This is a genomic window from Leptolyngbya sp. AS-A5, assembly GCF_039962495.1.
Classification (GTDB): domain Bacteria; phylum Cyanobacteriota; class Cyanobacteriia; order Leptolyngbyales; family Leptolyngbyaceae; genus Leptolyngbya.
This window is the reverse complement of the sequence record NZ_JAMPLL010000002.1, coordinates 407937-433088: the sequence shown is the minus strand read 5'-3', so window position 1 is coordinate 433088 and position 25152 is coordinate 407937. Positions and strand designations below refer to the sequence as shown.

Here is a 25152-nt window from a genome sequence, read left to right as displayed (position 1 = left end):
TGTAGCATTAAAAAATTGATTGGGTACAAGATTTTGCAGCGCGATTAACCGCCGAAATTTTGCGCTGCTGCGTTCCGCGTTGCATTCTGCGCGTCCCAAATCGCTTGATAGCGCATTAAAACGGCTCGACTATATGACGCAATACTGGGATAGCGGTGTCCGTTATAAAACTGTGTAGTCGTTGAAGTGTATTTCTCTGGTCTGCCGCTGTACCACCATGCCGCGACTCGCTGAATTGCAACCGCAACATTTCCGTTACTTGCTGCAAATGATCTCTGCCAATATTGGTTTAATTTGTAATCGACGATCGCGATTTGCAAATCAGGACGCGCTAAAAACTCTTTTCTTGAAACTACATATCCAAGGGCTTCTTTTGACCATCTCGGCAAGTTTTCCGGCATGATTTGTGCATAGCCCAATGCACCAGAATGTGGATTAACCGCCCTAAAATTCGCGCCACTTTCCTGACCAATAATGGCTTGCCGAATCAGGATAACTTCAGGGGCGATATCACTTTGGGTCTGAAAAATTGCAGCAGTTTCCGGAATCGCAAATGTTCTTCCTGGAGCTACAGTAGCAGCGCAAATCGGAATCCCAATCGTAAGGACGATCGCGCTTGTAATTTTAGACAAATGAAACCGGGCGAAAATCCCTTTCGCTTGCAAATTAAAAGTCATTCAAGTAATGATGAAACGAACTTTGAAGAGTGTACCTTCGTTCATTGCATTTACTTAATGCGATATAAATATCTAATCGACTTAGCTTAATAAATCTGAGCTCTGCTAATACATTCCTGTTTATTTCAAGGAGCGAAATTATAATAATTTATCGATAAAACTGTTACTTAATAGGCTTCAGCAAATGCACTTAAAAAAACTGAATAAAAAAACTGGGTAGCGGTGAAACTACCCAGTTTTTTTATTCAAGCTTCTAGCTTAGACTGCTGCTGCGGTTTTGGTCACAGCGTTCAGTTCGCCTTTCTTGTACTTCACAGCGAAGATCTCCATCGAGTCTTGCTTGATCGAGCTTGCTTGACCTGCTGCACCAAACTGGTTATAGCGATCGGCACAAACCTTCTGCATGTACTTGATCGACGGCTTCAAGAAGTGGCGCGGATCAAATTCTTTCGAGTTCTGCATCAGCGCTTCACGCACGGCTGCAGTGATCGCCAAACGGTTATCGGTGTCGATGTTGATCTTACGCACACCTGACTTGATGCCCTTTTGAATTTCTTCAACCGGAACACCGTAGGTTTCAGGAATCGTACCGCCGTATTGGTTGATGATTGCGATCAGGTCTTCAGGAACCGAAGAAGAACCGTGCATCACCAAGTGGGTGTTCGGCAAGCGGCGGTGGATTTCTTCGATGCGGCTGATTGCGAGGATTTCTCCGGTCGGTTTGCGGGTGAACTTGTATGCACCGTGGCTGGTTCCGATCGCAACTGCCAACGCATCCACTTGAGTCCGCTCAACGAAATCAACCGCTTCATCGGGATCGGTGAGCAGCATCGAGTGATCCAATTCACCTTCAAATCCGTGACCGTCTTCTGCTTCGCCTTTTCCGGTTTCGAGCGATCCAAGACAGCCCAGTTCACCTTCGACCGAAGCTCCGATCGCGTGAGCCACTTTCACAACTTCTGCGGTGACTGCGACGTTGTACTCGTAGCTGGCGGGAGTTTTCGCATCCGCTTCGAGTGAACCGTCCATCATGACGCTGGTGAAGCCGTTCTTCATTGCTGAATAGCAGGTTGCAGGCTCGTTACCGTGGTCTTGGTGCATCGCGATCGGAATATGAGGATAGGTTTCCGCCGCTGCCAAGATCAAGTGGCGAAGGAAATTTTCGCCTGCATAGTTTCGAGCGCCACGGGAAGCTTGCAGAATGACTGGGCTATTGGTTTCGTGGGCAGCCAGCATGATCGACTGGATTTGCTCCATGTTGTTGACGTTAAATGCAGGGATGCCGTAACCGTTTTCAGCCGCGTGATCCAGCAATAGCCGCATCGGGACAAGCGCCATATCAAGTTCTCCTGGTTATCTCAGCAAGTTCTATGTTCACAAACTTAATTGTTACGATAATCTTAAGGCAATTTTCGCCCGGATTGCTGTCAAATTTGGAATTTTGTTAGGTAAAAATAGCTATTAATTATCCTGATTGAATCTATGGAGACTCATAAGATAAAAAGCGGAGGCTGAAAATCCCTCTAAAGCTCTCGAAATTCGTACAGCACAGTCCCCGTTTCTGGGTCGTTGCCGATCTCGACATATCCACTCTTCAGCATCTCTGATAGCAGCGTTTCAACTTGCTTGAAACCCAGCCCCGTTGCCATTACTCCTTGGGTCACTGAAAGCGTTCCGCCTCTTGCTTCTGCCGCCTTGAGAAGCGCGATCGTGGCCTGTTGTTGAGAAATCGGCGGCGTTGAATCAATCAGTTTCGGGGATTTGACCCCTGTAAATTTTGAGGGTCGGAGCGTGATTTGCCCAACGGTTAGCGCATTGCCTTTGGCACACGGATACGTGCCCGGGTTTTGCTCTAACAGGGGCTTGTATTTTTCACTTAATCGCTCGTTATGTACCTGAACCATTTTTGGAATCAAAATCAGATCCAACAATTGCCCAAAGCCAAACAGTCCAAAGGTTCCCAACCAGAGCAAGCCCGTTTTTTTCTCACCATTGTACAAACGATGTAGCCCAGATAAGCCGAATAAACCGCCCAGCCAGAGAACGTAAGCTACACCTACCTTGTTCATAACGCATCGATCGACCGATTTGGATACCGCTATCATAACGAATCACTAAGCTTGAATCAGCGCCACTAACTCCGCTTCCGAGAGAATTGTGATTCCTAATGCCTGAGCTTTTTCGAGCTTTGAGCCTGCTTCTTCACCCGCCACGACATAATCTGTTTTCTTACTGACAGAATCGCTAACTTTACCGCCTGCTTGCTGAATCAGCGCCTTTGCCTGATCGCGTTTGAGCGTCGGTAATGTTCCAGTGATCGCGAAGACTTTGCCTGCGATCGCTGTGTCTTGCACCACCGGAGCCGCTTCGCCTTCGAGTTGAACGCCCGCTTGACGTAAGCGATCGATCAATTCCTGATTTCCATGATTCTGAAACCACTGGTACACCGATTGAGCAATTTCAGATCCAAATCCAGGTACGGCTTCAATCTGTTCTGGTGTGGCTTGCGCGAGTAGCTCAACTTTCGGAAAGGTTCCGGTGAGTGTTTGAGCGTTGACGCTGCCGATATGCCGAATGCCCAAGCCGTAGAGAACCCGCGACCAAGGTTGAGATTTTGAGTGCTGGATCGCTGCGACAATTTTCTCAGCCGACTTTTTGCCCATGCGCTCCAGGGTGAGCAGTTTTTCGATCGTCAAACCATATAAATCTGCAACTGAATGAACAACATTACTATCAACCAATTGTGCAACCAGTTTCTCACCGACACCGTTAATATCTAAAGCATCACGACTGACCCAATGCGTGATCGCTCCGCGTAAAATTGCTGGACAGGAAGCGTTAATACATCGAGTTACCGCTTCATCTTCAGGTTTAACCACAGGTTCGCCACACTCTGGGCAATGCGAGGGCATTTGATACGGTTGCGCTTTAGGGGGTCGTAACTCTGTAAGAACGCGCAGCACTTCAGGAATGATTTCACCTGCTTTGCGAATGATAACAGTATCACCAATTCGGCAATCGAGTTCGGCAATTCGATCGCGATTATGCAAAGTCGCCCGTGATACAGTCGTTCCAGCTAACTGTACCGGACGAAGTTCTGCAACAGGTGTAATCGCTCCGGTGCGTCCCACATTGACGCTGATGTTTTCTAAAATCGTTGGAGCTTCTTCAGCAGGGTACTTGAGCGCGATCGCCCAGCGTGGAAATTTTTGCGTAAATCCTAATCTTTCTTGTAGCGCGAGGGAGTTAATCTTAATCACAACGCCATCAGTCATGTAACGTAGTTTGGTGCGATCGATTGCCCAGCGATCGCAATACTCATGCACTTCCTGTAAGTTGGCACAGAGCGATCGCTCTGGATTCACGCGAAATCCCATTTGTTTGAGGGTTTCTAATGCTTCTGCCTGCGTTTTTAATTCACCAGGAAAATGCAGCGTGTAGGCAAAAAAATCAAGTTGACGCTGAGCCACAATGCGAGAATCTAGCTGGCGTAACGTTCCCGCCGTTGCATTTCGGGGATTTGCAAACAGAGATTCTCCGGCTTTTTCGCGATCGCGGTTAATTTGCTCAAAGGTATCAAGCGAGAGAAACGCTTCACCCCGGACTTCTACAATCTCAGGTGGATTTTCTAGATTGAGGCGAAGGGGAATCGATCGGATGGCTTTCACATTTTGGGTAATTTCCTCGCCTGTAACGCCATCACCGCGAGTTGCGCCCCGCACTAGAACACCCTTTTCGTAAGTGAGCGCGATCGCATTTCCATCGATTTTCAGTTCACAAATATAATCAAACTCGCTGACCTCTGGCGCAACTTTGCGCCATCGCTGTTCCCAGCTGGCTAAGTCTGCATTTCCGAAAGCGTTCTCTAAACTATAGAGTGAGATATTGTGCTTGACCGAAGTAAATTGACTGGCAGGACGTTCACCCACACGCTGAGTCGGACTGTCCGGTGAAATTAATTCTGGGTACTGTGTCTCAAGGGTTTGAAGTTCGCGATAAAGCTGATCGTAAACCGCATCGTCGATCGTCGGCGCGTCCAGCACGTAATATTCGTAACTTGCTTTCTGTAACAGACGTTTGAGTTCTTGTACGCGCTGTTGAATCTCCGGAGTGAGACGTGCGACTGAATCCATTACTCTATATCCTTGTCCCTTAAACAGAGCTTAGTGTACTGCCGAAAATCACTCCTCTACCAAAAAAGTGATTTCGCTGGTGATTTTAGTACGCTAGAACTATTTAAGCAAGAAGAAATCGATCGTCGGAACACGATTTAGGATCGTAATAGTTAGGATTGTGATAGCCGATTGAACTCCGACGATCGTCTCGATTAAATGCCTGCTTGTTGCCGATCCAAGTTAAACAATACCTCCAGCGTTTCCATCGCCTGCCGCCGCGCTTCAATATCCTGCTGCGCTCTCAATTGCACCATCGGATCATGCAGAATCTTATTCACAATTCCTTTGGTCAGCGCTTCAATCACCTCGCGATGTCGATCGCCAAACTCCGTCCCCAGTCTCGATAGCGCCTTCTCCAGTTCCTGCGCCCGAATTGCTTCTACTTTGTCGCGCAGACAGCTAATCGTCGATACGGTTTCAAGCGATCGCCACCAAGCTTCAAAGGTTTCGACCTCTTCCTCTAGCAACGCTTCCGCTTCCATCGCCATCTGCCGCCGACTTTCCTGGTTTTGGGCAACTACCGCCTTGAGGTCATCCACGTTAAAGGCTCGAACCGTCGGTAATTCGTTCACATCGGCTGCAACGTTCCGGGGCACAGCGATATCAATCACCATCAAAGGCTGATTCGGATCGAGAACGGCTTCAAGACTGGCACGATCGAGAATCGGCTCCGTCGAAGACGTACTCGTAAATACAATGTCCGACTGCGCGATCGCGTCCATCATGTCGTGAATCGGCAATAGTCTTAGATGAGCGTCCGGGAACAGATTCGCTAATTCTCGCGCTCGATCCATCGATCGATTCAAAATTACAATGTTGGTTGCACCTTTTGACAACAAGTGCTGCACGAGCAACCGCGACATCTTCCCGGCACCAATGATCGTCACGCGCTGATCCGCAAGCTGATCGACCTTCATCTGCGCCAGTTCTACCGCCGCCGAACTGATCGACACGGCACCCGTTCCGATGCTCGTCTCCGTCCGCACCCGTTTTCCAGCGCTAATGCCTTGTTTAAACAATTGATTGAGAATGCGTCCGATACCGCGATGCTGTTGTCCAAGCTTATGACATTGTTTCACCTGGGCGAGAATCTGACCTTCTCCCAACACCAAACTATCTAACCCTGCCGACACTCGCATCAAGTGCATCACCGCATCCTGATGCAGCAAGGTAAATAAATAGGGACGCAGACGCGCACTCGGTAACTTACTGTGTTCTGATAAAAACTGATTAACTTCGCGAATTCCTTGTTCAGTGTCAGAAGTCACCAGATAGAGTTCCAGCCGATTGCAGGTACTCAAGACTGCGACTTCTTCAATATGCGGGTAGCTACAGAGTTGTGCGATCGCTTTATCGCACACAGGTTCCGGAATGCTCAACTTCTCACGAACTTCGACCGGTGCAGTTTTGTGAGTCAGCCCAACAACAGCAATGTTCATATTAAAAGACGCTCTAATAAGTCGATCAGGGTGAAGGAGAAGAGATGGGGAGTGGGAAAGTGGGAGTGGGGAGTCAGATGCTTCTACTATTATCGCTCGACTCTCCACTCCCTACCCCGACTCCCCACACTCAATTAGTGCAATTGAACGATCTTCGGTTGATCAAACATATGGATCGTGTCCACAAATCGAGCCGTCTTCGATTGGCTGGAAATGACCAGCGTTTGAGTTCTTGCGCCACCTTTGAAGAAGCGCACTCCGTTCATAATGTTACCCGGAGTGATGCCCGTTCCCGCGAACAGCACCGTTTCACCGGATGCCAGTTCTTCGGCAGAATACACTTTATCCGGGTCATTGATGCCCATTTCTTTGAGTCGAGCAATGTTCGCTTCTTTGCTTTCTCCGATTAGTCCGGTTTTGACAACTTCCGGGTCGTAGATCAGTTGCCCTTGGAAGTGTGCGCCCAAACAGCGGAGTGCTGCCGCCGAAATTACGCCTTCAGGAGCCGCACCAATACCCATTAGCGCGTGAATATTGGTTCCAGCAAAACCGCAGTTAATCGCTGCACCGACATCGCCATCGCTGATCAGTTGCACTCGTGCGCCGGCTTCCCGGATTTCTTTGATCAAGTCGTTGTGGCGTTCGCGCTTCATCACGACGACCACGAGTTCATCGATCGAGCGATCAAGACATTCGGATAAAATCTTCAGGTTTTCGGTTGCCGATTTGGTGATGTCTACTTTTCCTTTTGCAGCCGGAGGAGCAGCCAGCTTCTTCATGTAGAAGTCAGGAGCCGCAAACAGACCTCCTTTTTCCGAAATTGCCAATACTGCCATCGATCCGGGCTGACCGTAGGCACAGAGGTTAGTTCCCTCGCAGGGGTCAACGGCGATATCGATTTCGATCAATTCATCGACGTTACAGTAATTTGCAGCATCTGGCTGAGAGCAAATTCCGACTTCTTCGCCGATGTAGAGCATCGGTGCGTCGTCGCGTTCTCCTTCTCCGATTACGATCCGACCGCGCATATAAATTTTATTCATACGTTCGCGCATCGCTTCGACTGCCACGCGATCGGCTTCATTCTTGTCGCCTTTTCCCATCAGACGAGCCGAGGCGATCGCCGCCTGTTCTACGACTTCAATGATTTCTAAACCAAGCGTGTTTTCCACGTAATAAGTCCTCCAACTGCTGATTTGTCGCCGTTTTGATGGGCAATCTCAGTTATCAATCCTACCAAAAGGCGGTTCTTCAAAGTGGATTGACTCTTTATTAAGTTTTGCCAAGCTGAATTTAAGCGAGAAATCATGGGCAAAAAGCCATCAAGTTAAAATTGAGATGGAAATGAGTTTCTCAGAATTGCGATCGTATCGTAATGTTTGCAAAAGACCGCTTTCACGGCATTGTAAAAACCGCACTGCAAAAGGAGAGTTGGACAATCACTCAGGAACCGTACACGCTTCCGATCCCAGGCCTTACCAGTCTCTTCTTTGATCTCGGCGCAGAAAAGCTAATTATTGCTGAACAAGATCGGCGAAAAATTGCAGTTGTGGTCAGCAAAGCTAAACCATGTGCAACGTGCTTCTAATTGAATTACACTAAGCATTCACCATTGCGCTAGCTCATGTCTGCTTTTGCAACCCTGATCGGTCAGTCTCAAGCCGTTGAACTGTTAGAACGAGCGATCGCAGTCGATCGTCTCGCGCCCGCTTATCTCTTCACTGGAACTGCGGGCATCGGAAAGCGCCTTGCGGCTGAATGCTTTCTCGAATCGCTGTTGTCGTCTTCACGCGCTCGGATTCTCAGTCGCAATCATCCCGATTTACTTTGGGTTGGGCCGACTTACTTGCATCAAGGAAAACGACTGAGCGCGATCGAGGCTGAAGCGGCTGGAGTCAAGCGCAAAACGCCGCCGATGATTCGATTAGAGCAAATTCGGGAAGTGAGTCAGTTTCTCAGTCGTCCGCCGCTAGAAGCTCGACGATCGGCGATCGTGATCGAACAAGCAGAAACGATGCCGGAAGCCGCCGCAAATGCGTTACTAAAAACGCTCGAAGAACCGGGAAGAGCAACGATTATTTTATTAGCAACCAGTGTAGATTCGGTTTTGCCGACGATTGTGTCTCGCTGTCAACGCATTCCGTTTGCGCGACTCGATACTGATTCAATGGCGCAAGTCCTGAAACAAGTGGGACACGCAGAGATTTTATCGAAACCGCAATTGTTAGCCTTAGCACAAGGCAGTCCGGGAGCGGCGATCGCTCATCAACAGACGCTCGAATCGCTTCCACCAGAACTGATTCAATCCGTGGTCAATCCTCCGAAGTCGTTGAGGCAAGCTTTAACCGTGGCAAGAACGATCGCAAAAACGATCGATGGTGAAACGCAGCTTTGGCTAATTGATTATTTGCAGCAGGTGTATTGGGCACAGAGCCGTAGTTCTCGATCAATTCAATTGCTTGAGAAAGCAAAAGAACAATTGCTGGCTTATGTGCAACCGCAGCTAGTTTGGGAAGTGATGTGGATGGAGCTTTGCACTTAGATTGCGGGTTCAGTATTCAGAATTGCATCTAAAAGCAGATCTGCTCCAAATCGAACGGGATCGGTACAAGGTAAGTTTGTTTCTGTCTGAGTTTGTGCGATCGCTCGTTCTGCTGCTTCTTGATCCAGATGAGCGGTATTGAGCGCGATCGCCGCAACTTTACACGGTGCAAACGCTCCACCCGCCGCTGCAAATGACTCATAAACCTGAACCGCAGTTTTCAGGGGTGGAATCGGGACGTGAGGAAAGTTGCGGATGTGTGTTTGTCCGGCTCTGTGTACCAGAATTAAATGCGTAGGCTGGGAACCTCGAATCAAGGGTAAAGTTGCAGTCGAAGCGGGATTAAAGATTGAACCTTGTCCTTCAATGTGGAGCAGATCAAAGTCCGCAGAGCGCATGACTAACTGTTCAACGGCTCCAGAAGCAAAGTCTACTCGAATCGCATCTAAAGGAATGCCATCGCCGGAAATCATCATGCCTGCTTGACCCGTACCGAGAAACTTCGATCGTATCCTCCGTTTTTGAGCCACGCGATCGAGTTCCAAACTGGTAGACATCTTACCGATGCTCATATCAGTTCCCACGGTTAGCACTCTCAAGCAGGGGAGCGATCGCGCTGCACCACTTCCAACTTTTAGTCCGATCGGCTCTTGGCGAATATCCCAGCTCCATTGTCCAGACTGTAAGCGATCTTTTAGTCTGGGCGTGAGTTTTGTATGAAGTCCATTCACGATCGACAGTCCCGCATCAACCGCTTGCTCAATCTCTGTTAACCAAGCATCCGGTAACACCCCGCCCGATGGTGCAATTCCAATTAACAGCACAGTTGGCTGATACTTAAGTGCTTCAACTATCGAACTTACAATCGGGGCATCACACGCGATCGAGGTTAATGCTCGAAAAGATTGTCCTGCACAGTCTTGATCAATGATTGCAACTACTGCATCAGAACGATAGCGAGTAAAAGTGAGTCCTGTTTTTCCCTGTGTGCCCTGAATGCCCTTGTGTAAAAGCACTGCAACCCGATCGTTCGATCTCAGCATCATCTCTCTCCTCTGAGGACAACTCCTAACCCTGAACGATCACTTGGAATGACGCGCCCGTTTTGAAAGCTTGCACCGACAAATGGATCATCAATCAAATTCAAATGACTATCGAGGTCTAGATAATCTGCTAAAGGAGATAACTGTGCGATCGCGCTATTCAACAATGAACTATCTGAATAACAGCCAAACATCACTTGGAGATTGTGTGCTTTAGCGACATAAATCATTCGGAGCGCTTCGCTCAAACCGCCTGATTTCATCAGCTTAATATTGATACCGTGAACCCGATCGCTCAACGCTGGAATCGATCGACTATCAAAACAACTCTCATCAACAAAAATCGGCAACGGTGAAAGATTGAATAGTTTAGGTAATTCAGCTTCTTGTCCTTTCGCTAAAGGTTGCTCGATGTAAGTGACATTGCGATCGTTTAACCAATGCGCCATCTTCAGCGCTGTTTCAACTGTCCAGCCCCCATTCGCATCGACACTAATCTGATTAATGTTTGGAGCCGCTTCTCGCACCGCTTCAAACATAGCTTGGTCTGCTGCAATTCCTTCAGGGCTGCCGAGCTTGACTTTCAGCGCTTGAATATCGTGCCAGGGAGATTCGACCGTTCCTTGACCAAGCCAGTCTTTAACTCGTTGTTTTGCACCTTCAGGCGTGTTAATTCCGATCGTCACCGAAGTTGGCACAATCCGGTCGCGCTCCAAGCCCCACAGTTTCCACAGGGGTAGATTGGCTGACTTTCCTAACCAATCGTGTAAAGCAAGATCGATCGCAGCACGAGCCGCAGAAGGCAGTTTTGATTGAGCCAAAAGCTGATCAATTCGCTGACGTTCGAGCGGATGAATCGCTTTGAAGAGAGGCGCGATCGCTTGCAAAGAACGGGCAATGATTTCGGTTGTTTGCGGTTGTTCGCCGATCGAAAACGGGGATGCTTCGCCCCACCCTTCGATTCCATCCTGCTCAATTTTGATCCAGACATTAGTGGTTTGAGCCGTTGTGCCGCGACTAATTTTAAGCGCGAACCGTTTATGAACTGTGAAGGTCTGAATCTGAACTTGCATAGCCCTGAGTAAGCAGCACTGTTCAGCTTACTGGTAAAACCGATTCTATGGACAGTGTTTCACCGAATTTATGTTTTTGCAATCGACGGCAAGAATCCCACAATTCCCGGAAATACAATGATCAACACCAATACCAACAATTGCAGCAAAATAAACGGAACCACGCCTTTATAAATGTTGGTAGTGGTTACGCCTTCGGGCGCAACACTCCGAAGATAAAACAGTGCAAATCCAAACGGTGGAGTGAGAAAGGAAGTTTGCAGATTTGCGCCCAACACTACCCCATACCAAACGAGATCCAGATTTAACTCCCGCGCCACCGGAACAAATAGCGGTACAACGATAAAACAAATCTCAAAGAAATCAATAAAAAATCCTAGCAGAAACACCACAAGCATGCTGACCGCTAGAAATCCTACTTCTTCGCCCGGTAAGTTTGTCAGCGCATCAAACACAAAGCGATCGCCATCCAATCCCCGAAATACCAAACTAAACGCAGTTGAACCAAACAAAATAAACACAACCATGCTGGTATTTCGCAGCGTCACATCGCACACGCCTTTGAGCGATTCCCAACTCAATTGGCGGTTTAACGCTGCCAGCACGATCGCGCCTAAACTTCCGACTGCCCCCGCTTCGGTCGGGGTGGCATATCCGAAGAAAATACTGCCTAAAACAAGCAGGATTAAAACCAGAGGAGGCACGATCGCGCTAAACACCCGCTGCAAAAACCCTTTTCCGCCAAAGTCTTTCCGCACTGCTTCGGGCAAGGCAGGCGCAACATCGGGACGAATCCAAGCCACAATCAAGACGTGCAGCGCAAACGCTCCCGCCATCATCAATCCAGGAATCACCGACCCGACGAACAAATCCCCGACCGACACCCCCAACTGATCGCCCAACACCACCAGCACCACACTCGGCGGAATAATTTGCCCCAGCGTTCCCGATGCTGCAATTACTCCGGTTGCTAATTCTTTGTTGTAGCCATACCGCAGCATAATCGGCAGCGATATCAGTCCCATTGCCACAACCGTTGCCGCGACGACTCCGGTGGTTGCCGCCAACAATGCGCCGACTAACACCACCGCTAAGGCTAAACCGCCCCGTAACTTTCCGAGCAAAATTCCAACGGTTTCGAGCAATCGTTCTGCAATGCCCGATCGCTCTAACATCGATCCCATGAAGATAAAATAGGGAATCGCCAACAGCGTATAGTTTGACATCGTGCCAAAGATCCGTTGAGGCATTGCCGTGAGAAACACCGGATCAAATACGCCTAATACAATCCCGGTAATGGCAAAGACGATCGCAACTCCCCCCAGCGCGAACGCCACCGGATAGCCAAACGACAGCAGCACCAGCGCCCCAACAAACATCAGCGGCCCCAACCACTCCGAATCGAAAACAATCTCGTATTGATTCCAGAAGTCCATTACTCGCGCTCCTGTAGATGTCCGCGATAAATTGCCCAGTTCTTGATTAGTTCCGAAATGCCCTGCACGATTAACAGCGTAAAGCTGACAATAATCATCGTTTTAATGGGATAGCGTGCTAAGCCACCCGGATCAGGAGAACCTTCGCGCGTGATCCACGATTCCACGATCGTCCCCCAGGAAAAATAAATCACCAGCCCACAAAACGGAATCAAAAAGAACAGCGTCCCTAAAAAATCAGCCAGTGCTTTCGTTTTGCGGCTCCAACGGCTGTAGAACACATCCACCCGAACGTGCTCATCGTGCTTTAGCGTGTAGGCGGCTCCGAGCAGAAAGACCAAATCAAACACATACCACTGACCCTCAATTAAAGAGTTCGAGGTGAGATTTTGCCCGATCGCTTTGCCCACATACCGTCCAATGACGTTCCACACGCCGAGCGCAACCATCAGCAAAACGAGCCAAAGCGTCAAGCGTCCGATCACTTCGTTGAATCGGTCGATCGCGCTGGAGAGTCTGAGTAAACGGTGAAGGGTGGGGGGTTCTGATACCATGAAGCTTGCCTCGATCGCGGTTTTTTCATTTGACCATACTCCGCTGTCTGATTGATGATTTAGCAATTTTGAGAAATATCTTGCAAAGATCGCTGCTTTGTTGTTATTATTGTTTTCGCAAGAGAGCGCAATCCTCAGTAGCTCAGCGGTAGAGCGATCGACTGTTAATCGATTGGTCACAGGTTCGAATCCTGTCTGGGGAGTTTAAATGAAGAATCAGTTTTTGCAGTTTTGGTCACTTGATCCGACCTGCACATTTTTGAATCACGGATCGTTCGGAGCCTGTCCGATCGCGGTTCTAGAAGTGCAGCAAGAATTTCGCGCAAGGCTAGAACGGCAGCCGCTCCGATTCTTAGGTCGCGAATTTGAAGGGCTATTGGATCAAGCGCGAGAAGCACTAGCGGCGTTTGTTGGGGCAGAGGTTGAGGAATTGGTATTTGTGCCGAATGCGACAACGGGCGTGAATGCGGTGTTGCGATCGCTCACCTTCTCTCCAAGCGATGAACTTCTCACCACGAGCCAGGAATACAACGCCTGTCGAAATGCGCTCGATTTTGTGGCGGCGAGATCAGGGGCATCGGTTGTTGTGGCAGAGGTTCCCTATCCGATCGAGTCCCCGGAGCAAGTGACTGAAGCAGTGCTTTCTAAAGTGAGCGATCGAACGCGACTCGCTTTAATTGATCATGTGGTGAGCCAAACGGGGATGGTTTTTCCGATCGCACAGATAGTTCGGGCTTTGTCCGATCGTGGAATCGATACGCTCATCGATGGTGCTCATGCTCCTGGCATGGTGGATTTGAATCTAACCGAACTGGGCGCAACGTATTACGCTTCGACTTGTCATAAGTGGATGTGTGCGCCGAAAGGGGCAGCTTTTCTGTACGTGAAAAAGGAGAGACAAGCTGAGATTCGACCGCTCACGATCAGTCATGGCGCGAATTCTCCGAGGCGCGATCGTTCTCGGTTTCAGCTTGAGTTTGATTGGATGGGAACCGATGATCCAACGGCTTATTTATCTGTTAAGGGCGCGATCGAGTTTATGGGTTCGCTGCTTCCGGGCGGCTGGGCAGAACTGAGAGCGAGAAATCGATCGACCACGATCGCGGCTCGAACTCGACTTTGTGAACTGCTGGATGTCGCGCCACCTTGTCCTGAAGAAATGGTCGGCTCACTGTCAACGATTCCGCTCCCCGATGGCTCTTATGTTGAACTCCAGGATGCGCTATTCGAGAAATTTGAGATCGAAGTGCCGATCGTACCGTTTCCCCAAGCCCCGCATCAGTTAGTTCGCATTTCTGCTCAGCTTTACAACACCCCTGAGCAATACGAGTATCTAGGAAAATCTTTGCTGTCCCTATTACACGCTGATTCTCTCATTAAAATTACTGATCTTTGGGAGTGAAGCGCTCAAGCAGAATCCGCAATCCTTACCAGGAAAGTTAGGGGGCAAGTTTGTCATTCTAGAACCAGTAGACGACTCAGGGGGCGAAGTTTTAACTTCCTCAGTGTCGCCCTTCACTTGGTACTTTCATCATGGCTGCTCATGTTAAAACTTCGATTCCCGCTTTGGCAATATCTTAATCAGCCAATTTTTCACATCGCTTGCCCGTTAATTCTAAATCCGCGACGCTATTCGTATTATTACCGCGTTGCATTGCTAGAACGCTGTTTGATGCAAGGCTGCGAGTCTCAAGAACATCGAGATTAGATTTAGATTGATAAGAAACAATTTTTCGACGATCGCACTACTCGGATACTTTTAACGCCTTACCGACATTAGAATGTGCGATCGTCTTTTGGTTTTTAAACTGCATCAAAAGAGATGCCTTCATAGATTTTAGATAATGTAATTTCAGCGTCGATCGTGCCAAATTTAAAAGTTTTTTCGATCGATTCATAGCTGCGATAAATCCAAAAGTCTTGATCTGTTTTTGTGTATTGCTGCACATCTGCAAAATACTGGCTTACCAAAATATATTCTTGAAGTTCGGGAATCGATCGGTAATATCTAAATTTGTCATTCATGTCATAGTCCTGTGTTGATTTCGACAGAACTTCGATAATCACTTTAGGATTGACCACGGTATCAACTCGATTTTGGTAGAGAACAGGTTCACCCTCAATCACCATTACATCTGGGTAAACGAACTTACGATACTGCGGAAGCCACAATCGAACATCACTAGGGAAGAAACGACATCCTTGACGGCGCAACAGAGGCTTTAAGGCGCACAAATTTGTGATAACTTCGTTGTGATTCAGTGATCCGCCCGTCATTGGGATGATTTCTCCATCATGATATTCACTTTTAAATTCGGCTGTCTCTTCTAGAGCTAGGTACTCTTCAGGTGTGTAGCGTGCAACTTCAGTAGATTGCATAATAATTTCCTGCAATGTGCTGCTTATAAGATAGCAAGCGAGGCGCGATCGCAAACTTGTGCATCAAGATACCAACGTTGGAACCTCTTCTTCATCGATACTCCAATCAGGCTCAGAAATACCAATTGTTGCTAAGATTCGCCTACAGTAAACGATGTGTTGTTTAGCAGAGCTAGAGTGATACATCCAAACACCATTCGAGAGACGATACCAGTCTCTCGGATAGTTTTTGCCTTCAATGCTGTCATCAAAAATACCGATCGCGTCCCTGACCTTGTAAAAGTCCTGTGGTCGTTTTTGCAGAATCCACTCCACTGTTAGAATACGAACTTGCCTCCAAGTTTTATTAGGAATCTCAATTCGATTTCCCAGGATTGTAATTGCTACTGGTTTTCCGTGTACAACTTTTTCTATTGAGGTTGGTTCTCCCAGCGCTGACCACACTTCAAGAATGTTTTCTGACAAGAACTCTGCGCGATCGAGGATTGTTTGCTCATTCCATTGATCAATTTCTCTAGAAAAATAGTCTTTATTGAGCCGCAATTCATGTTTTTCAAGTATTTGTTTCTTGTGTGAGAATGGTGAATTTGATAGTGCAGAGTTCCATCCTTGTGTAACTAACGTCAAATTGCCTAAAGTATTTAGATAGTCTTGGTAAACACGCTCAAAATTTTCTCCTAGCGATAATTTCCATTCTTCTCGTAGAGTCTGTGGCATCAAATGTTCGATCGTGGCTTTACCGTCTAGAACTGTGAATCCCTCTGCATCTTTTGAAAGATGCCGATTAATAGACTCTAGAATTAAGCAAATCTTTTCGCGGCTACGATCGTCGTAGATATTGATCGAGCGAATCGATTGCTGAACTCGATGATTGGCTGGATAGTTCTTAGAAACCAAAATCTTTTTCAACGCATCGACAAATGTGATGTCTCCAGCATTCACTTCATCTTGAATATCTCGCCAAAGAGACGGAAACACTTTGTTAAGGTCATTTGTTTGCTCCCGGCAGACATACCGCCGGACCATGTAGTTCTCTAGAATCGCTAGGATTTGCTTAAATTGTTCAAGCGTTAAAATACCCTGCTCATACTCGTCATAAACCATGAGTAGAAAAGGATAAGCAGTTTGAATTTCTAATATATTCAAACGAGACAACGCACTGCGAATCTCCAAACTCTTCTCGTATTCCGGTCGCAAAAGTTTGTTGTAATGCTCAGCAAAGCGGCGCAATAGAGAAATTTCATGAATGAATTCTGCATCGCTGTGAAGAATTTCACAGCGATCTCGGAATCTAGCATAGGTATGTGCCTCACTGCACAATCCTCGCGATTGAGTTGCAAGATAATGCCTGAGGAAAGCAGTCAATTCACCAATCCGGGATTTACCAACAGTTCTACTTTCCTGCAACAGATTCTCAATCTTCTCCCAATGCTCCGTAAATACTTTCTCCTGCTTTGCTGTAGGCAACCTCATCGCGACATAGTTTCGCACTAAATCTGCTTGAGAAAGGGGCTTTCCCTTTGCATTTAAACTCTCAAATATTTTGTAGGGGCTTTCATCTTTATTGAGTTCAATGAAAACAACTTGAAAGCAATTAGAAAGTACCAAAAGAAACTTCTCTGGCTCAACTACTGCACCTTTAAAGAGTTTGTCTAGCTCTTTATATAGATATTGATATGCAAGCAGAATTTTTGACTCGGTTTCGCTGAGGGCTTCTCTTTGAATTAGTGAGATATATGCTTGACGATCGCCATACTTGTTCGTTGGCAATAGTTTGAAATAAGCTTCACCTTCTGCATCTGAGTTTACTAGAAGCTTTTGAATTCGATTGATCATTCTTGATTCAGCTGAGTCAATTAAATCTCGAAAAGCGCATAGCAGAAGAGAAATTGTCGTTAATCTTTGCTGTCCATTAACTAAGGTGAAAGCTGTAATAAAGCCATTTTTAGTTCCATCATTAATGACAACGAGAGAGCCTAGAAAATGTTCAGGCTCTTTGCTAGGGCTATACTCTTCGTAAATTGCTATCGCATCATCCAGCAGGGTCTGCCAGTTTGACTTGTCCCAACTGTACTGACGCTGGAAGTGGGGCAGGACGTAGTGAATTTCGCCACCACTGCTAAAGACTTTTGAGATTTTGTAACTATCAGCCTTCATTTCGTAGCTACCTGCCTAAAATCTACTTTTAACAGGATAGTTTAGCTTCTTTGAAACGAGTAAATTTTTACTCAGTAGATAGGGTAAGTAGATTGTCTATAGGCTTCGATCGTCAGATTTCGGAGGCGAAATGCGACGATCGCACCTCGCCAATCCTAAAATCGATCGCTTCCTACGCGCTGAAGTATTTCGCAGTCGGGTGATAGACCATAAATGCCGTCGTCGATTGTTCTGGATAAAGCTGCTCACTTTCATCCATCGACATTCCGATCCGCTCTGTGTCCAATAGCTCTAACTGCTTGAACTGATCAGACACATTCGGGCAAGCCGGGTAGCCGAAGCTATAGCGCGACCCTTGATAACGCTGCGCTAACATATCACGAATGTTATCGGGTTCGGAATCACCGTAGCCCAACTCGCGACGAATTCGAGCGTGTGCCCACTCTGCCAGCGCTTCCGCCATCTGTACCGCCATACCGTGGAAGTAGAGATACTCGGTGTAGTTGTTTGCTTTGAAAAGTTCTTGTGCCACTTCGGTGGCAATATGTCCCATTGTGACGGCTTGCATCGGCAGAACATCGAACTGATTTTCGGCGATCGGGCGGAAGAAGTCAGCAATGCATAAACGGCGGAGTGACTTCTGGCGCGGAAACGTCCAGGTGACGAGCGGAGTTGCAGCTTCAGGCGTTAAGCCTTTCTCAATTACAACCGGATCGTAAACGTGAACGGAATTGCCTTCGGCAACGCAAGGGAAATAGCCGTAGATCAATTGAGGATGCAAAAGATTTTCGGTGCAGATGCGCTGCTTCCAACGATCGAGTACCGGATAAACTTTCTCAGCCAGAAACGCATCGTATTCTTCACGCGATTGGTCTTTTGGCTTGCGGAATTGCCACTGCCCCACCACTAGCGCTTGCAGATCCAAATGCCAGAAGAGTTCATCGATCGGAAGATTTTCAGGATTGAGAACCTTCGTTCCCCAGAAGGGCGGCTTTGGGCGCGGAACGTCGATCGCGACCGCCTCCGATCGCACTAAATCGATCGCTTCCGGTTCGTCCGATTTCTGCTTTGGTTCACCGTTCAATTCGCTTTCGGCTTGTTCGATCGCTTTACGACCTTTCTGATTAAACTGAGCGTAATCTCCTTGAAAGCCTTCGGTCTCACTCCAGAACCCTTCTTTCTTCGCAGGCATCAATCGATCCATAAAGGTCAAATCTGCGAACGCATCTCGACCGTAGATCACTTGACCTTTGTAAACATTCTGGCAGTCCTCATAGACAAATTTTGGAGTCAGTGCCGCACCCCCCAAAATCACCGGAACATTGATCCCTTTTTCGTTGAAAATTTCCAGATTTTCCTTCATGAATGCGGTAGATTTCACCAGCAAACCACTCATCGCAATACAATCGGGTTGATGCTGAACGTAAGCATCAATAATTGCGTCAACAGGCTGTTTAATACCTAAGTTAATCACTTTGTAACCGTTGTTAGTCAAGATAATGTCAACGAGATTCTTACCGATATCGTGAACATCACCTTTAACCGTTGCAATCAAGAACTTACCTTTACCACTGTCATTGCTCTCGGTTTTTTCCATGAATGGTTCGAGAAATGCTACAGCAGACTTCATCGTTTCCGCAGACTGCAATACGAACGGTAATTGCATTTGACCAGAACCGAACAACTCACCGACGACTTTCATACCATCAAGCAAGAAGGTGTTAATGATGTGCAACGGTGCATAGGTTTCTAATGCAATCTTCAACGCATCTTCTAATCCAATGCGTTCACCATCAATAATGTGCTGCTTCAGGCGTTCTTCGATCGGTAAATCTGCCAAAGTATTATTCGATCGCGCATCTTTCGCGCTCACGCCTTCAAACAGTTCGGTCAGCTTCGTCAGCGGATCGTAAACGCAGATATCTCCTTCAAAGCGGCGACGATCGTAAATCAAATCCCGACAAACTTCTTGATGTTCGCGGTCAATTTTCGCGATCGGCAAAATTTTTGCTGCCGAGACGATCGCGCCGTCCATTCCTGCGATCGTGGCTTCGTGCAGAAACACAGAATTCAGTGTAATCCGAGCGGCTGGACTCAACCCGAATGAGATATTCGAGACACCTACCATGAAATGCACACCCGGCAAATTCTCGCGGATCATCCGAATCGACTCGATCGTCGCTTTGGCATTCTCACGGTCTTCTTCGATCCCCGTTGAAATCGGCAACGCTAAGGTATCGAAAAAGATTTCATGCGGCGGAATGCCGAACTCTAGCGCATCCCGATAAGCCCGTTGAGCAATCTGGAATTTCTTCTCCGCCGTTCTCGCCATGCCTTCTTCGTCGATCGTTCCAATCACGACACCTGCGCCATATTCCTTGGCAAGCTCTAACACTTTGAAGAATCGCTCATCACCGTCTTCGTAGTTGGTCGAGTTGAGAATGCACTTACCGCCCGCGACTTTCAGCCCTGCCTCCATCTTTTGCCATTCGGTCGAGTCAAGCATCAGGGGGATCGTGACATTTGTAACTAAGCGCGACACCAATTCTTTCATGTCACGTTCGCCATCGCGTCCGACATAATCGACGTTGACATCGAGAACGTGAGCGCCTTCTTTGACTTGGGATTTTGCGATCGCAATTAATCCATCCCAATCATCCACATTCAACAATTCGCGGACTTTCTTTGAGCCGCTAGCGTTCAATCTTTCACCGACGATCAAGAAAGAATTATCTTGCTCATAGGGTTGTGCTGTGTAAATTGATGCTGCTGAAGGTGTGTATCCGAGCGTTGGTCTGGGTGTTTTAGATTCAAAGACCTGACCATTCATCCAAGCGCGTTCACTGACTCGAACTTTACGTTCCTTCGGTGTCATCGTCGCGGCTGCTTCTGCCAATGCTTTGATGTGGTCTGGACGAGTGCCACAACAGCCACCGATCACTTGAACGCCCCAATCTTCAATGAATTTATGCAGCGCCATTTGAAGTTCAATAGGCGTTAATTTGTAGTGAGCATGACCGCCGATATTTTCGGGTAAGCCTGCGTTGGGGATACAGGAGACAACAAATGGCGCATTTTCAGTTAGATATTTAATGTGTTCTGCCATGCGATCGGGCCCGGTCGCACAGTTCAAACCGAGAATATCGATCGGATACGGCTCTAAAATCGCTAACACACCGCTAATATCGGTTCCGACGAGCATCGTGCCCTGAACTTCCATCGTGACCGAAACCATCAAAGGACGACGCTCTCCTTTTTTGGCAAACACCGCTTCTACTGCGTTTAATGCTGCTTTAATTTGCAGTACATCCTGACAAGTTTCGATGATGAATAAATCCACGCCACCGTCAAACAAGCCTTCTGCCTGAATCGTAAAGGCTTCTTTGAGTTCGTCGTATGTAATGTGTCCCAATGTTGGCAGCTTTGTTCCAGGGCCCATTGAACCCGCAACAAATCTAGGTTTCTCCGGAGTTGAAAACTCTGCTGCACAGTGTTTCGCCAGTTCTGCGGCTTTTTTGCTCAAATCATACGCTTGATCCTGCAATCCATATTCTGCTAACACAAACGGACTGGTACCGAACGTATCGGTTTCAATTACGTCTGCGCCTGCTGCTAGAAAATCACAGTGAACTTTGGCGATCGCTTCTGGTTTTGTTTGCACTAAATACTCATTACAGCCCTCGTACTCTGCCCCTCCAAAGTCTTCAGCCGTTAAATTCTGTGACTGGATATTTGTTCCCATTGCGCCATCAAATACAATGACAGGGCGCTCAGGACTATGAAGGCGGGTTAGGAAGGCACTATTCATAACAGAAACTTCAGCAACTAAACAACAGATTGAGTAAAAACCCTGAGCTCTTTTTAAGTTGAATCTGGTGACGAAGAAAAGCTGCCACCGTGACACTTCACAATAGCTACATATTTTAACTTTGACACATTTATTTCGTTTTTGGAGGGAGCGAATTGATTCGCCCCACTAAGACTCAACCCAACATTAAAAGGCGCTCTTCATTTGAAGAACGCCTGTTTAACTTTAATTCCAAAATTTCTGCTCAGCTTAAGCCGACGTTGCTGCGATCGTAGCCTTCGAGGTTCGTTGTTTTGTTGTGAACCACTTGCGCGGATTCTGAAGGCATTCCAATTTCATTTGCTTGACGAGTCAACATGGACTGTTCGCGGTTCCGCGCCATTTGACGATGACGCACCATTAATGCCCGTGCTTGATCTTGAATCGACATACTCTGTTCTCCTTTTTGTCTATATGACTAATATAACAGATAAATTCTGTATCTAAGACTACAAAATATTACTTTGTCATAAGTTCCTGACAATAGATTAGCGTTCCGAAACGCGGTAAGCTCACAGGAAAGCGCAGGAGGAACCCGTATGGAGTCAGGCAAGCGAATTGAGGTCGGATCGCTGAATTGGTTTTACCGTGAGGCAGAACCGACGAATGACAGCGCTCGCACTCCGGTCATTTTGCTGCATGGCTTAGTTTCTCAGGGTTACAGCTGGCGCAATGTTTTACCCGTTCTAGCAGAACAAGGATTTAGAGCGATCGCACCCGATTGGATCGGCTGTGGGTATTCGAGTATGCCGGATCGCCGCGACTTTGCTTATACGCCCGATGCGTTTATCGCAGCACTCGAAGCTCTAATTGCTCAGTTTGGATTTGAAAAGGTGTCGATCGTCGCGCAAGGCTTTCTCGGCTCGGTCGGAATTCAATACGCACTTAGACATCCTGAGCAAGTTGAACGATTGGCGATTTTTAACTGTCCGATCGCTGAGGGCGCAAAACTTCCTTGGAAGCTACAGCAAATGGGCATTCCATTGGTGGGCGATATGATGACGCAAGATCCGCTTCTGGTTGATCGCACCTTAGAAGGCGGTGGTGGCTACCGGATCGAAGATGCGGATCTCGATGTGTATCGTCGTCCGTGGTTAAAGACTTCGGATGTGGGTCGATCGCTGCTGGCGATTCTTCAAAACTTACAGCTTAAGCAAGCGACCGCAGAAATTGAGGCAGGCTTGGCGACTTGGAAAAATCCACTCCTGATCGGCTGGGGAATGCGTGATCCTTGGTTGTCGATCGCTCCGGCACGATCGCTCAAAGCCGAACTTGCTGAGCTTGATGAAGTGGGACATTACCCGCAAGAAGACTGGCACGAAAAAGTGTGCGAAGCCCTAATTCCATTTCTGAAAAGACAAGCAGTTTAGCCCAATGTGAAACAACCCAGTGCTAGACTCGTCCAACAATCGGCAGCACTATATTGATCAAGCTATGCAGTACCGTGGGTGGCTCCTTGCTGGAATGTTGAGTTTTGGAATGATGCCGCTGGCTCAGTCGGCTGAGGCGGGCTGTCCGGCTCCGGCTCTATCTCGTATGGCGCGGCATACCGTTAAATCTGGAGAAAGCTTAGAGTCGATCGCATCCCGCTACAATCTAATCCCCGCAACCCTTATGGGATTGAATCCGAGTGTACGATCGGCAAAAGCCACGGTGGGACAACAACTGATGATTCCTCCCTACAACGGAATTCGCGTAGAAGTGCCCTCTGGACAGAGCCTAAAGGATTTGGCAGCGCGGTATCGAGTGCGTCCAGATGTGCTGTATGAGGTAAATGGCTGTCAGCGATCGCCAAAAGTGGTATTTGTTCCGGGTGTGAACTGGTCGCCGAATGAAGCAACCGCACCAACCTTGGTGGGAGTTTCCAGCGTTTTATCGGGTTCACCTTTGTCGGGATCAGCCCCGATCGCGCTCGGTTTTGGCTGGTACTTGCCGAATGGAGCGACGAAACCTGTGTTTCACAGTGGGATTGATTTACTGGCAAGTCTGGGAACTCCGGCTCAAGCGATCGGCGAGGGTACCGTTGCGTTTGCGGGTAATCAAGGCGCATATGGAAACCTGGTTGTGATCAATCACCAGCAGGGCTATCAAACGCGCTATGCTCAATTGGCAAGAATTAACGTCAAAGTGGGGCAAAAGATCAAGCGCGGTACGACGATCGGAACCGTTGGACAAACTGGAACCCCAACGACCTCGCAACCTCATTTGCATTTTGAAGTGCGATCGAACTCCAAATTAGGGTGGGTGGCAGAAGATCCGATCGCTTTTATTCGGAAATGATTGCAGGAACGCTATTTTATGTCAGGTAAAGTCTTCCTTGTTGGATCAGGTCCTGGCGACATCGGCAATTTAACCATGCGAGCTTATCAACTGCTTACTCAAGCAGAAGTCCTCGTTTACGATGCGCTAATCGATTCGCAATTTCTAGAACTTGCTCCAGAAACTTGTCTCAAGCTCAATGTGGGCAAACGGGGCGGACAACCGAGCATGAAACAGGAAGAGATCGATCAACTCCTCGTTGAACAATGTCAGCAAGGTAAGCAAGTCGTCCGACTCAAAAGCGGTGATCCGTTCATTTTCGGGCGAACCACCTCAGAAATTCAGGCACTCAAATCTGCAAATTGCGCTTACGAAGTCGTTCCGGGAATTTCTTCAGCATTAGCGGCTCCATTGTTTGCCAACATTCCGCTTACCGATCCCGTCCTAAGTCGTGGATTTACGGTGATCACTGCCCACGAACCAGAACGGCTCAACTGGCAGAATCTTGCCCAACTCGATACACTTGTCATTCTGATGGGAGGAAAACATCTGCCTCTGATTGTCGAACAGCTACGTCATCAGGGAAAATCAGAACAGACCCCGATCGCGATTATTCGCTGGGCGGGTCATCCACAGCAGGAGATCTGGAGCAGTACACTCTCGGAGATTCTAGAAGAGGTCAATCCGCAACGATTGTCGCCTTGTGTGATTGTGATTGGGGAAGTTGTTAGGCTACGATCGTTCTTATGAATTTGCCTTTATTTGGAAAAACCATTGTCGTCACTCGTGCAGCAGGGCAGTCGAGTCAGTTTTCGTACTCGCTGCAAAATTATGGTGCAAAGGTGATCGAGATGCCGACGATCGAAATTGTGCCGCCGTCGAGTTGGGATCAATTAGATCAAGCGATTACAAGCCTGAGTGATTTTGACTGGCTGATTTTGACTTCTACCAATGCCGTGGATTACTTTTTCGAGCGGTTAGCGTCTCAGCTCAAAGATTTGCGTGGTCTAGCAGCGATTAAGATTGCGGTTGTGGGAGAAAAAACGGCGCAGCGCCTAAGACAGCGGGGATTGCAGCCCGATTTTATTCCGCCTGAGTATATTGCGGATGCAATGGTGGTGAATTTCCCAGAGTCGATCGATGGGAAAAAAATTCTCTTCCCCAGAGTCGAAACAGGTGGACGCGATGTGCTGGTGAGAGCATTTAGCGATCGTGGTGCGATCATCACTGAAGTTGCCGCTTATCAATCGACTTGCCCAAGAATTCCCGATGCCAAGTCGATCGCTGTGATTCAAGATCAAGCAGCCAACCTGGTCACGTTCGCCAGTTCCAAAACGGTGAAACATTTCTGTGAACTGTTGCAACAGACGATCGGGGATCACTGGGTTGAATCGCTCAAGATTGTTAAGTTTGCGTCGATCGGCCCTCAAACTTCAAAAACCTGTCGCGCTCTGCTTGGACGCGTGGAAATCGAAGCAGAAGAATTCACTTTGGATGGATTGATTAAAGCGATCGTTGCTCAATCGAGCCTGCTTTGATTCAGTTGTCCCCAAATGGGTCACGGTAAGATG

General features: G+C 47.8%; 21 protein-coding genes and 1 tRNA gene. 8 read left to right on the top strand and 14 right to left on the bottom strand.

Features of this window, described 5'->3' with window-relative positions:
* Positions 1-44 precede the first annotated feature (44 nt).
* The 6 genes from NC980_RS04410 to glpX all read right to left on the bottom strand — a co-directional run bounded on the left by NC980_RS04410 (position 45) and on the right by glpX (position 7463).
* Positions 45-677, bottom strand: a complete 633-nt coding sequence (locus NC980_RS04410) for a lytic transglycosylase domain-containing protein (protein ID WP_190379903.1) — start codon at positions 675-677, stop codon at positions 45-47.
* Positions 678-935: 258 nt separating this feature from the next.
* Positions 936-2015 carry a class II fructose-bisphosphate aldolase gene (fba, locus tag NC980_RS04405; protein WP_190379902.1) on the bottom strand — a complete coding sequence of 360 codons (1080 nt, stop codon included), beginning with the start codon at positions 2013-2015 and terminating at the stop codon, positions 936-938.
* A 185-nt stretch (positions 2016-2200) separates the two neighbouring features.
* The gene (locus tag NC980_RS04400; RefSeq protein WP_190379901.1) at positions 2201-2746 is read right to left on the bottom strand and encodes a TM2 domain-containing protein; all 546 of its coding nucleotides are present in this window, start codon (positions 2744-2746) and stop codon (positions 2201-2203) included.
* A gap of 45 nt (positions 2747-2791) precedes the next feature.
* Positions 2792-4810 carry an NAD-dependent DNA ligase LigA gene (gene ligA / locus NC980_RS04395; protein WP_190379900.1) on the bottom strand — a complete coding sequence of 673 codons (2019 nt, stop codon included), beginning with the start codon at positions 4808-4810 and terminating at the stop codon, positions 2792-2794.
* A 194-nt stretch (positions 4811-5004) separates the two neighbouring features.
* On the bottom strand, positions 5005-6291 hold the full coding sequence (locus tag NC980_RS04390) for a glutamyl-tRNA reductase (RefSeq protein WP_190379899.1): 1287 nt from the start codon (positions 6289-6291) through the stop codon (positions 5005-5007).
* A gap of 134 nt (positions 6292-6425) precedes the next feature.
* Complete coding sequence (gene glpX / locus NC980_RS04385) at positions 6426-7463, bottom strand: class II fructose-bisphosphatase (protein WP_190379898.1); 1038 nt, start codon at positions 7461-7463, stop codon at positions 6426-6428.
* A 203-nt stretch (positions 7464-7666) separates the two neighbouring features.
* On the opposite strand from glpX, the gene NC980_RS04380 reads away from it, so the two are divergent.
* Both NC980_RS04380 and NC980_RS04375 read left to right on the top strand, forming a co-directional pair.
* A complete protein-coding gene (locus NC980_RS04380) occupies positions 7667-7879 on the top strand; it encodes an element excision factor XisH family protein (RefSeq protein ID WP_190379897.1) in 213 nt (70 codons plus the stop codon).
* A 36-nt stretch (positions 7880-7915) separates the two neighbouring features.
* Positions 7916-8833 carry a DNA polymerase III subunit delta' gene (locus NC980_RS04375; protein ID WP_190379896.1) on the top strand — a complete coding sequence of 306 codons (918 nt, stop codon included), beginning with the start codon at positions 7916-7918 and terminating at the stop codon, positions 8831-8833.
* Here NC980_RS04375 and NC980_RS04370 read toward each other — a convergent pair.
* From NC980_RS04370 to NC980_RS04355, 4 genes are all read right to left on the bottom strand, one after another.
* Positions 8830-9876, bottom strand: a complete 1047-nt coding sequence (locus tag NC980_RS04370; RefSeq protein ID WP_190379977.1) for a DUF1611 domain-containing protein — start codon at positions 9874-9876, stop codon at positions 8830-8832. The genes NC980_RS04375 and NC980_RS04370 overlap by 4 nt on opposite strands.
* The gene (locus NC980_RS04365) at positions 9876-10949 is read right to left on the bottom strand and encodes a dipeptide epimerase (RefSeq protein ID WP_190379895.1); all 1074 of its coding nucleotides are present in this window, start codon (positions 10947-10949) and stop codon (positions 9876-9878) included. The genes NC980_RS04370 and NC980_RS04365 overlap by 1 nt, the downstream gene beginning before the upstream one ends.
* A 68-nt stretch (positions 10950-11017) precedes the next feature.
* Positions 11018-12385, bottom strand: coding sequence for a TRAP transporter large permease subunit (locus tag NC980_RS04360; RefSeq protein ID WP_190379894.1), 1368 nt, complete (start codon positions 12383-12385; stop codon positions 11018-11020).
* Positions 12385-12939 (bottom strand): TRAP transporter small permease subunit, encoded by a 555-nt coding sequence (locus tag NC980_RS04355; protein ID WP_190379893.1) that lies wholly within the window; start codon positions 12937-12939, stop codon positions 12385-12387. The genes NC980_RS04360 and NC980_RS04355 overlap by 1 nt, the downstream gene beginning before the upstream one ends.
* Before the next feature lie 131 nt (positions 12940-13070).
* Here NC980_RS04355 and NC980_RS04350 point away from each other — a divergent pair.
* Together NC980_RS04350 and NC980_RS04345 are read left to right on the top strand one after the other, a co-directional pair.
* Positions 13071-13142, top strand: a tRNA-Asn gene (locus tag NC980_RS04350).
* A gap of 5 nt (positions 13143-13147) precedes the next feature.
* Positions 13148-14341 (top strand): aminotransferase class V-fold PLP-dependent enzyme, encoded by a 1194-nt coding sequence (locus tag NC980_RS04345; protein ID WP_190379892.1) that lies wholly within the window; start codon positions 13148-13150, stop codon positions 14339-14341.
* Positions 14342-14742: 401 nt separating this feature from the next.
* On the opposite strand, the gene NC980_RS04340 is transcribed toward NC980_RS04345, so the two are convergent.
* The 4 genes from NC980_RS04340 to NC980_RS04325 all read right to left on the bottom strand — a co-directional run bounded on the left by NC980_RS04340 (position 14743) and on the right by NC980_RS04325 (position 21713).
* Positions 14743-15318, bottom strand: coding sequence for a Uma2 family endonuclease (locus NC980_RS04340; protein WP_190379890.1), 576 nt, complete (start codon positions 15316-15318; stop codon positions 14743-14745).
* 63 nt (positions 15319-15381) lie between these two features.
* Positions 15382-17475, bottom strand: coding sequence for a DUF262 domain-containing protein (locus tag NC980_RS04335; RefSeq protein WP_190379889.1), 2094 nt, complete (start codon positions 17473-17475; stop codon positions 15382-15384).
* Positions 17476-17647: 172 nt separating this feature from the next.
* A complete protein-coding gene (metH, locus tag NC980_RS04330; RefSeq protein WP_190379888.1) occupies positions 17648-21283 on the bottom strand; it encodes a methionine synthase in 3636 nt (1211 codons plus the stop codon).
* A 244-nt stretch (positions 21284-21527) separates the two neighbouring features.
* Entirely contained in the window at positions 21528-21713 is a 186-nt protein-coding gene (locus NC980_RS04325) for a hypothetical protein (protein ID WP_190379887.1), read from the bottom strand.
* A gap of 148 nt (positions 21714-21861) precedes the next feature.
* On the opposite strand from NC980_RS04325, the gene NC980_RS04320 reads away from it, so the two are divergent.
* From NC980_RS04320 to NC980_RS04305, 4 genes are read left to right on the top strand one after another with little or no spacing between them, the layout of a single operon-like run.
* Positions 21862-22692 carry an alpha/beta fold hydrolase gene (locus NC980_RS04320; protein ID WP_190379886.1) on the top strand — a complete coding sequence of 277 codons (831 nt, stop codon included), beginning with the start codon at positions 21862-21864 and terminating at the stop codon, positions 22690-22692.
* Positions 22693-22711: 19 nt separating this feature from the next.
* On the top strand, positions 22712-23602 hold the full coding sequence (locus NC980_RS04315) for a M23 family metallopeptidase (RefSeq protein ID WP_348253903.1): 891 nt from the start codon (positions 22712-22714) through the stop codon (positions 23600-23602).
* A gap of 18 nt (positions 23603-23620) precedes the next feature.
* Positions 23621-24331 (top strand): uroporphyrinogen-III C-methyltransferase, encoded by a 711-nt coding sequence (gene cobA, locus NC980_RS04310; protein ID WP_190379884.1) that lies wholly within the window; start codon positions 23621-23623, stop codon positions 24329-24331.
* Complete coding sequence (locus NC980_RS04305; RefSeq protein ID WP_190379883.1) at positions 24328-25119, top strand: uroporphyrinogen-III synthase; 792 nt, start codon at positions 24328-24330, stop codon at positions 25117-25119. The genes cobA and NC980_RS04305 overlap by 4 nt, the downstream gene beginning before the upstream one ends.
* The last annotated feature ends 33 nt before the right edge of the window (positions 25120-25152 follow it).

Coding starts and splice junctions, on each gene's coding strand:
- NC980_RS04410 (WP_190379903.1), bottom strand. CDS start 677: ATGACTTTTAATTTGCAAGCGAAAGGGATTTTCGCCCGGTTTCATTTG.
- fba (WP_190379902.1), bottom strand. CDS start 2,015: ATGGCGCTTGTCCCGATGCGGCTATTGCTGGATCACGCGGCTGAAAAC.
- NC980_RS04400 (WP_190379901.1), bottom strand. CDS start 2,746: ATGAACAAGGTAGGTGTAGCTTACGTTCTCTGGCTGGGCGGTTTATTC.
- ligA (WP_190379900.1), bottom strand. CDS start 4,810: ATGGATTCAGTCGCACGTCTCACTCCGGAGATTCAACAGCGCGTACAA.
- NC980_RS04390 (WP_190379899.1), bottom strand. CDS start 6,291: ATGAACATTGCTGTTGTTGGGCTGACTCACAAAACTGCACCGGTCGAA.
- NC980_RS04380 (WP_190379897.1), top strand. CDS start 7,667: ATGTTTGCAAAAGACCGCTTTCACGGCATTGTAAAAACCGCACTGCAA.
- NC980_RS04375 (WP_190379896.1), top strand. CDS start 7,916: ATGTCTGCTTTTGCAACCCTGATCGGTCAGTCTCAAGCCGTTGAACTG.
- NC980_RS04370 (WP_190379977.1), bottom strand. CDS start 9,876: ATGCTGAGATCGAACGATCGGGTTGCAGTGCTTTTACACAAGGGCATT.
- NC980_RS04365 (WP_190379895.1), bottom strand. CDS start 10,949: ATGCAAGTTCAGATTCAGACCTTCACAGTTCATAAACGGTTCGCGCTT.
- NC980_RS04360 (WP_190379894.1), bottom strand. CDS start 12,385: ATGGACTTCTGGAATCAATACGAGATTGTTTTCGATTCGGAGTGGTTG.
- NC980_RS04355 (WP_190379893.1), bottom strand. CDS start 12,939: ATGGTATCAGAACCCCCCACCCTTCACCGTTTACTCAGACTCTCCAGC.
- NC980_RS04345 (WP_190379892.1), top strand. CDS start 13,148: ATGAAGAATCAGTTTTTGCAGTTTTGGTCACTTGATCCGACCTGCACA.
- NC980_RS04340 (WP_190379890.1), bottom strand. CDS start 15,318: ATGCAATCTACTGAAGTTGCACGCTACACACCTGAAGAGTACCTAGCT.
- NC980_RS04335 (WP_190379889.1), bottom strand. CDS start 17,475: ATGAAGGCTGATAGTTACAAAATCTCAAAAGTCTTTAGCAGTGGTGGC.
- metH (WP_190379888.1), bottom strand. CDS start 21,283: ATGAATAGTGCCTTCCTAACCCGCCTTCATAGTCCTGAGCGCCCTGTC.
- NC980_RS04325 (WP_190379887.1), bottom strand. CDS start 21,713: ATGTCGATTCAAGATCAAGCACGGGCATTAATGGTGCGTCATCGTCAA.
- NC980_RS04320 (WP_190379886.1), top strand. CDS start 21,862: ATGGAGTCAGGCAAGCGAATTGAGGTCGGATCGCTGAATTGGTTTTAC.
- cobA (WP_190379884.1), top strand. CDS start 23,621: ATGTCAGGTAAAGTCTTCCTTGTTGGATCAGGTCCTGGCGACATCGGC.
- NC980_RS04305 (WP_190379883.1), top strand. CDS start 24,328: ATGAATTTGCCTTTATTTGGAAAAACCATTGTCGTCACTCGTGCAGCA.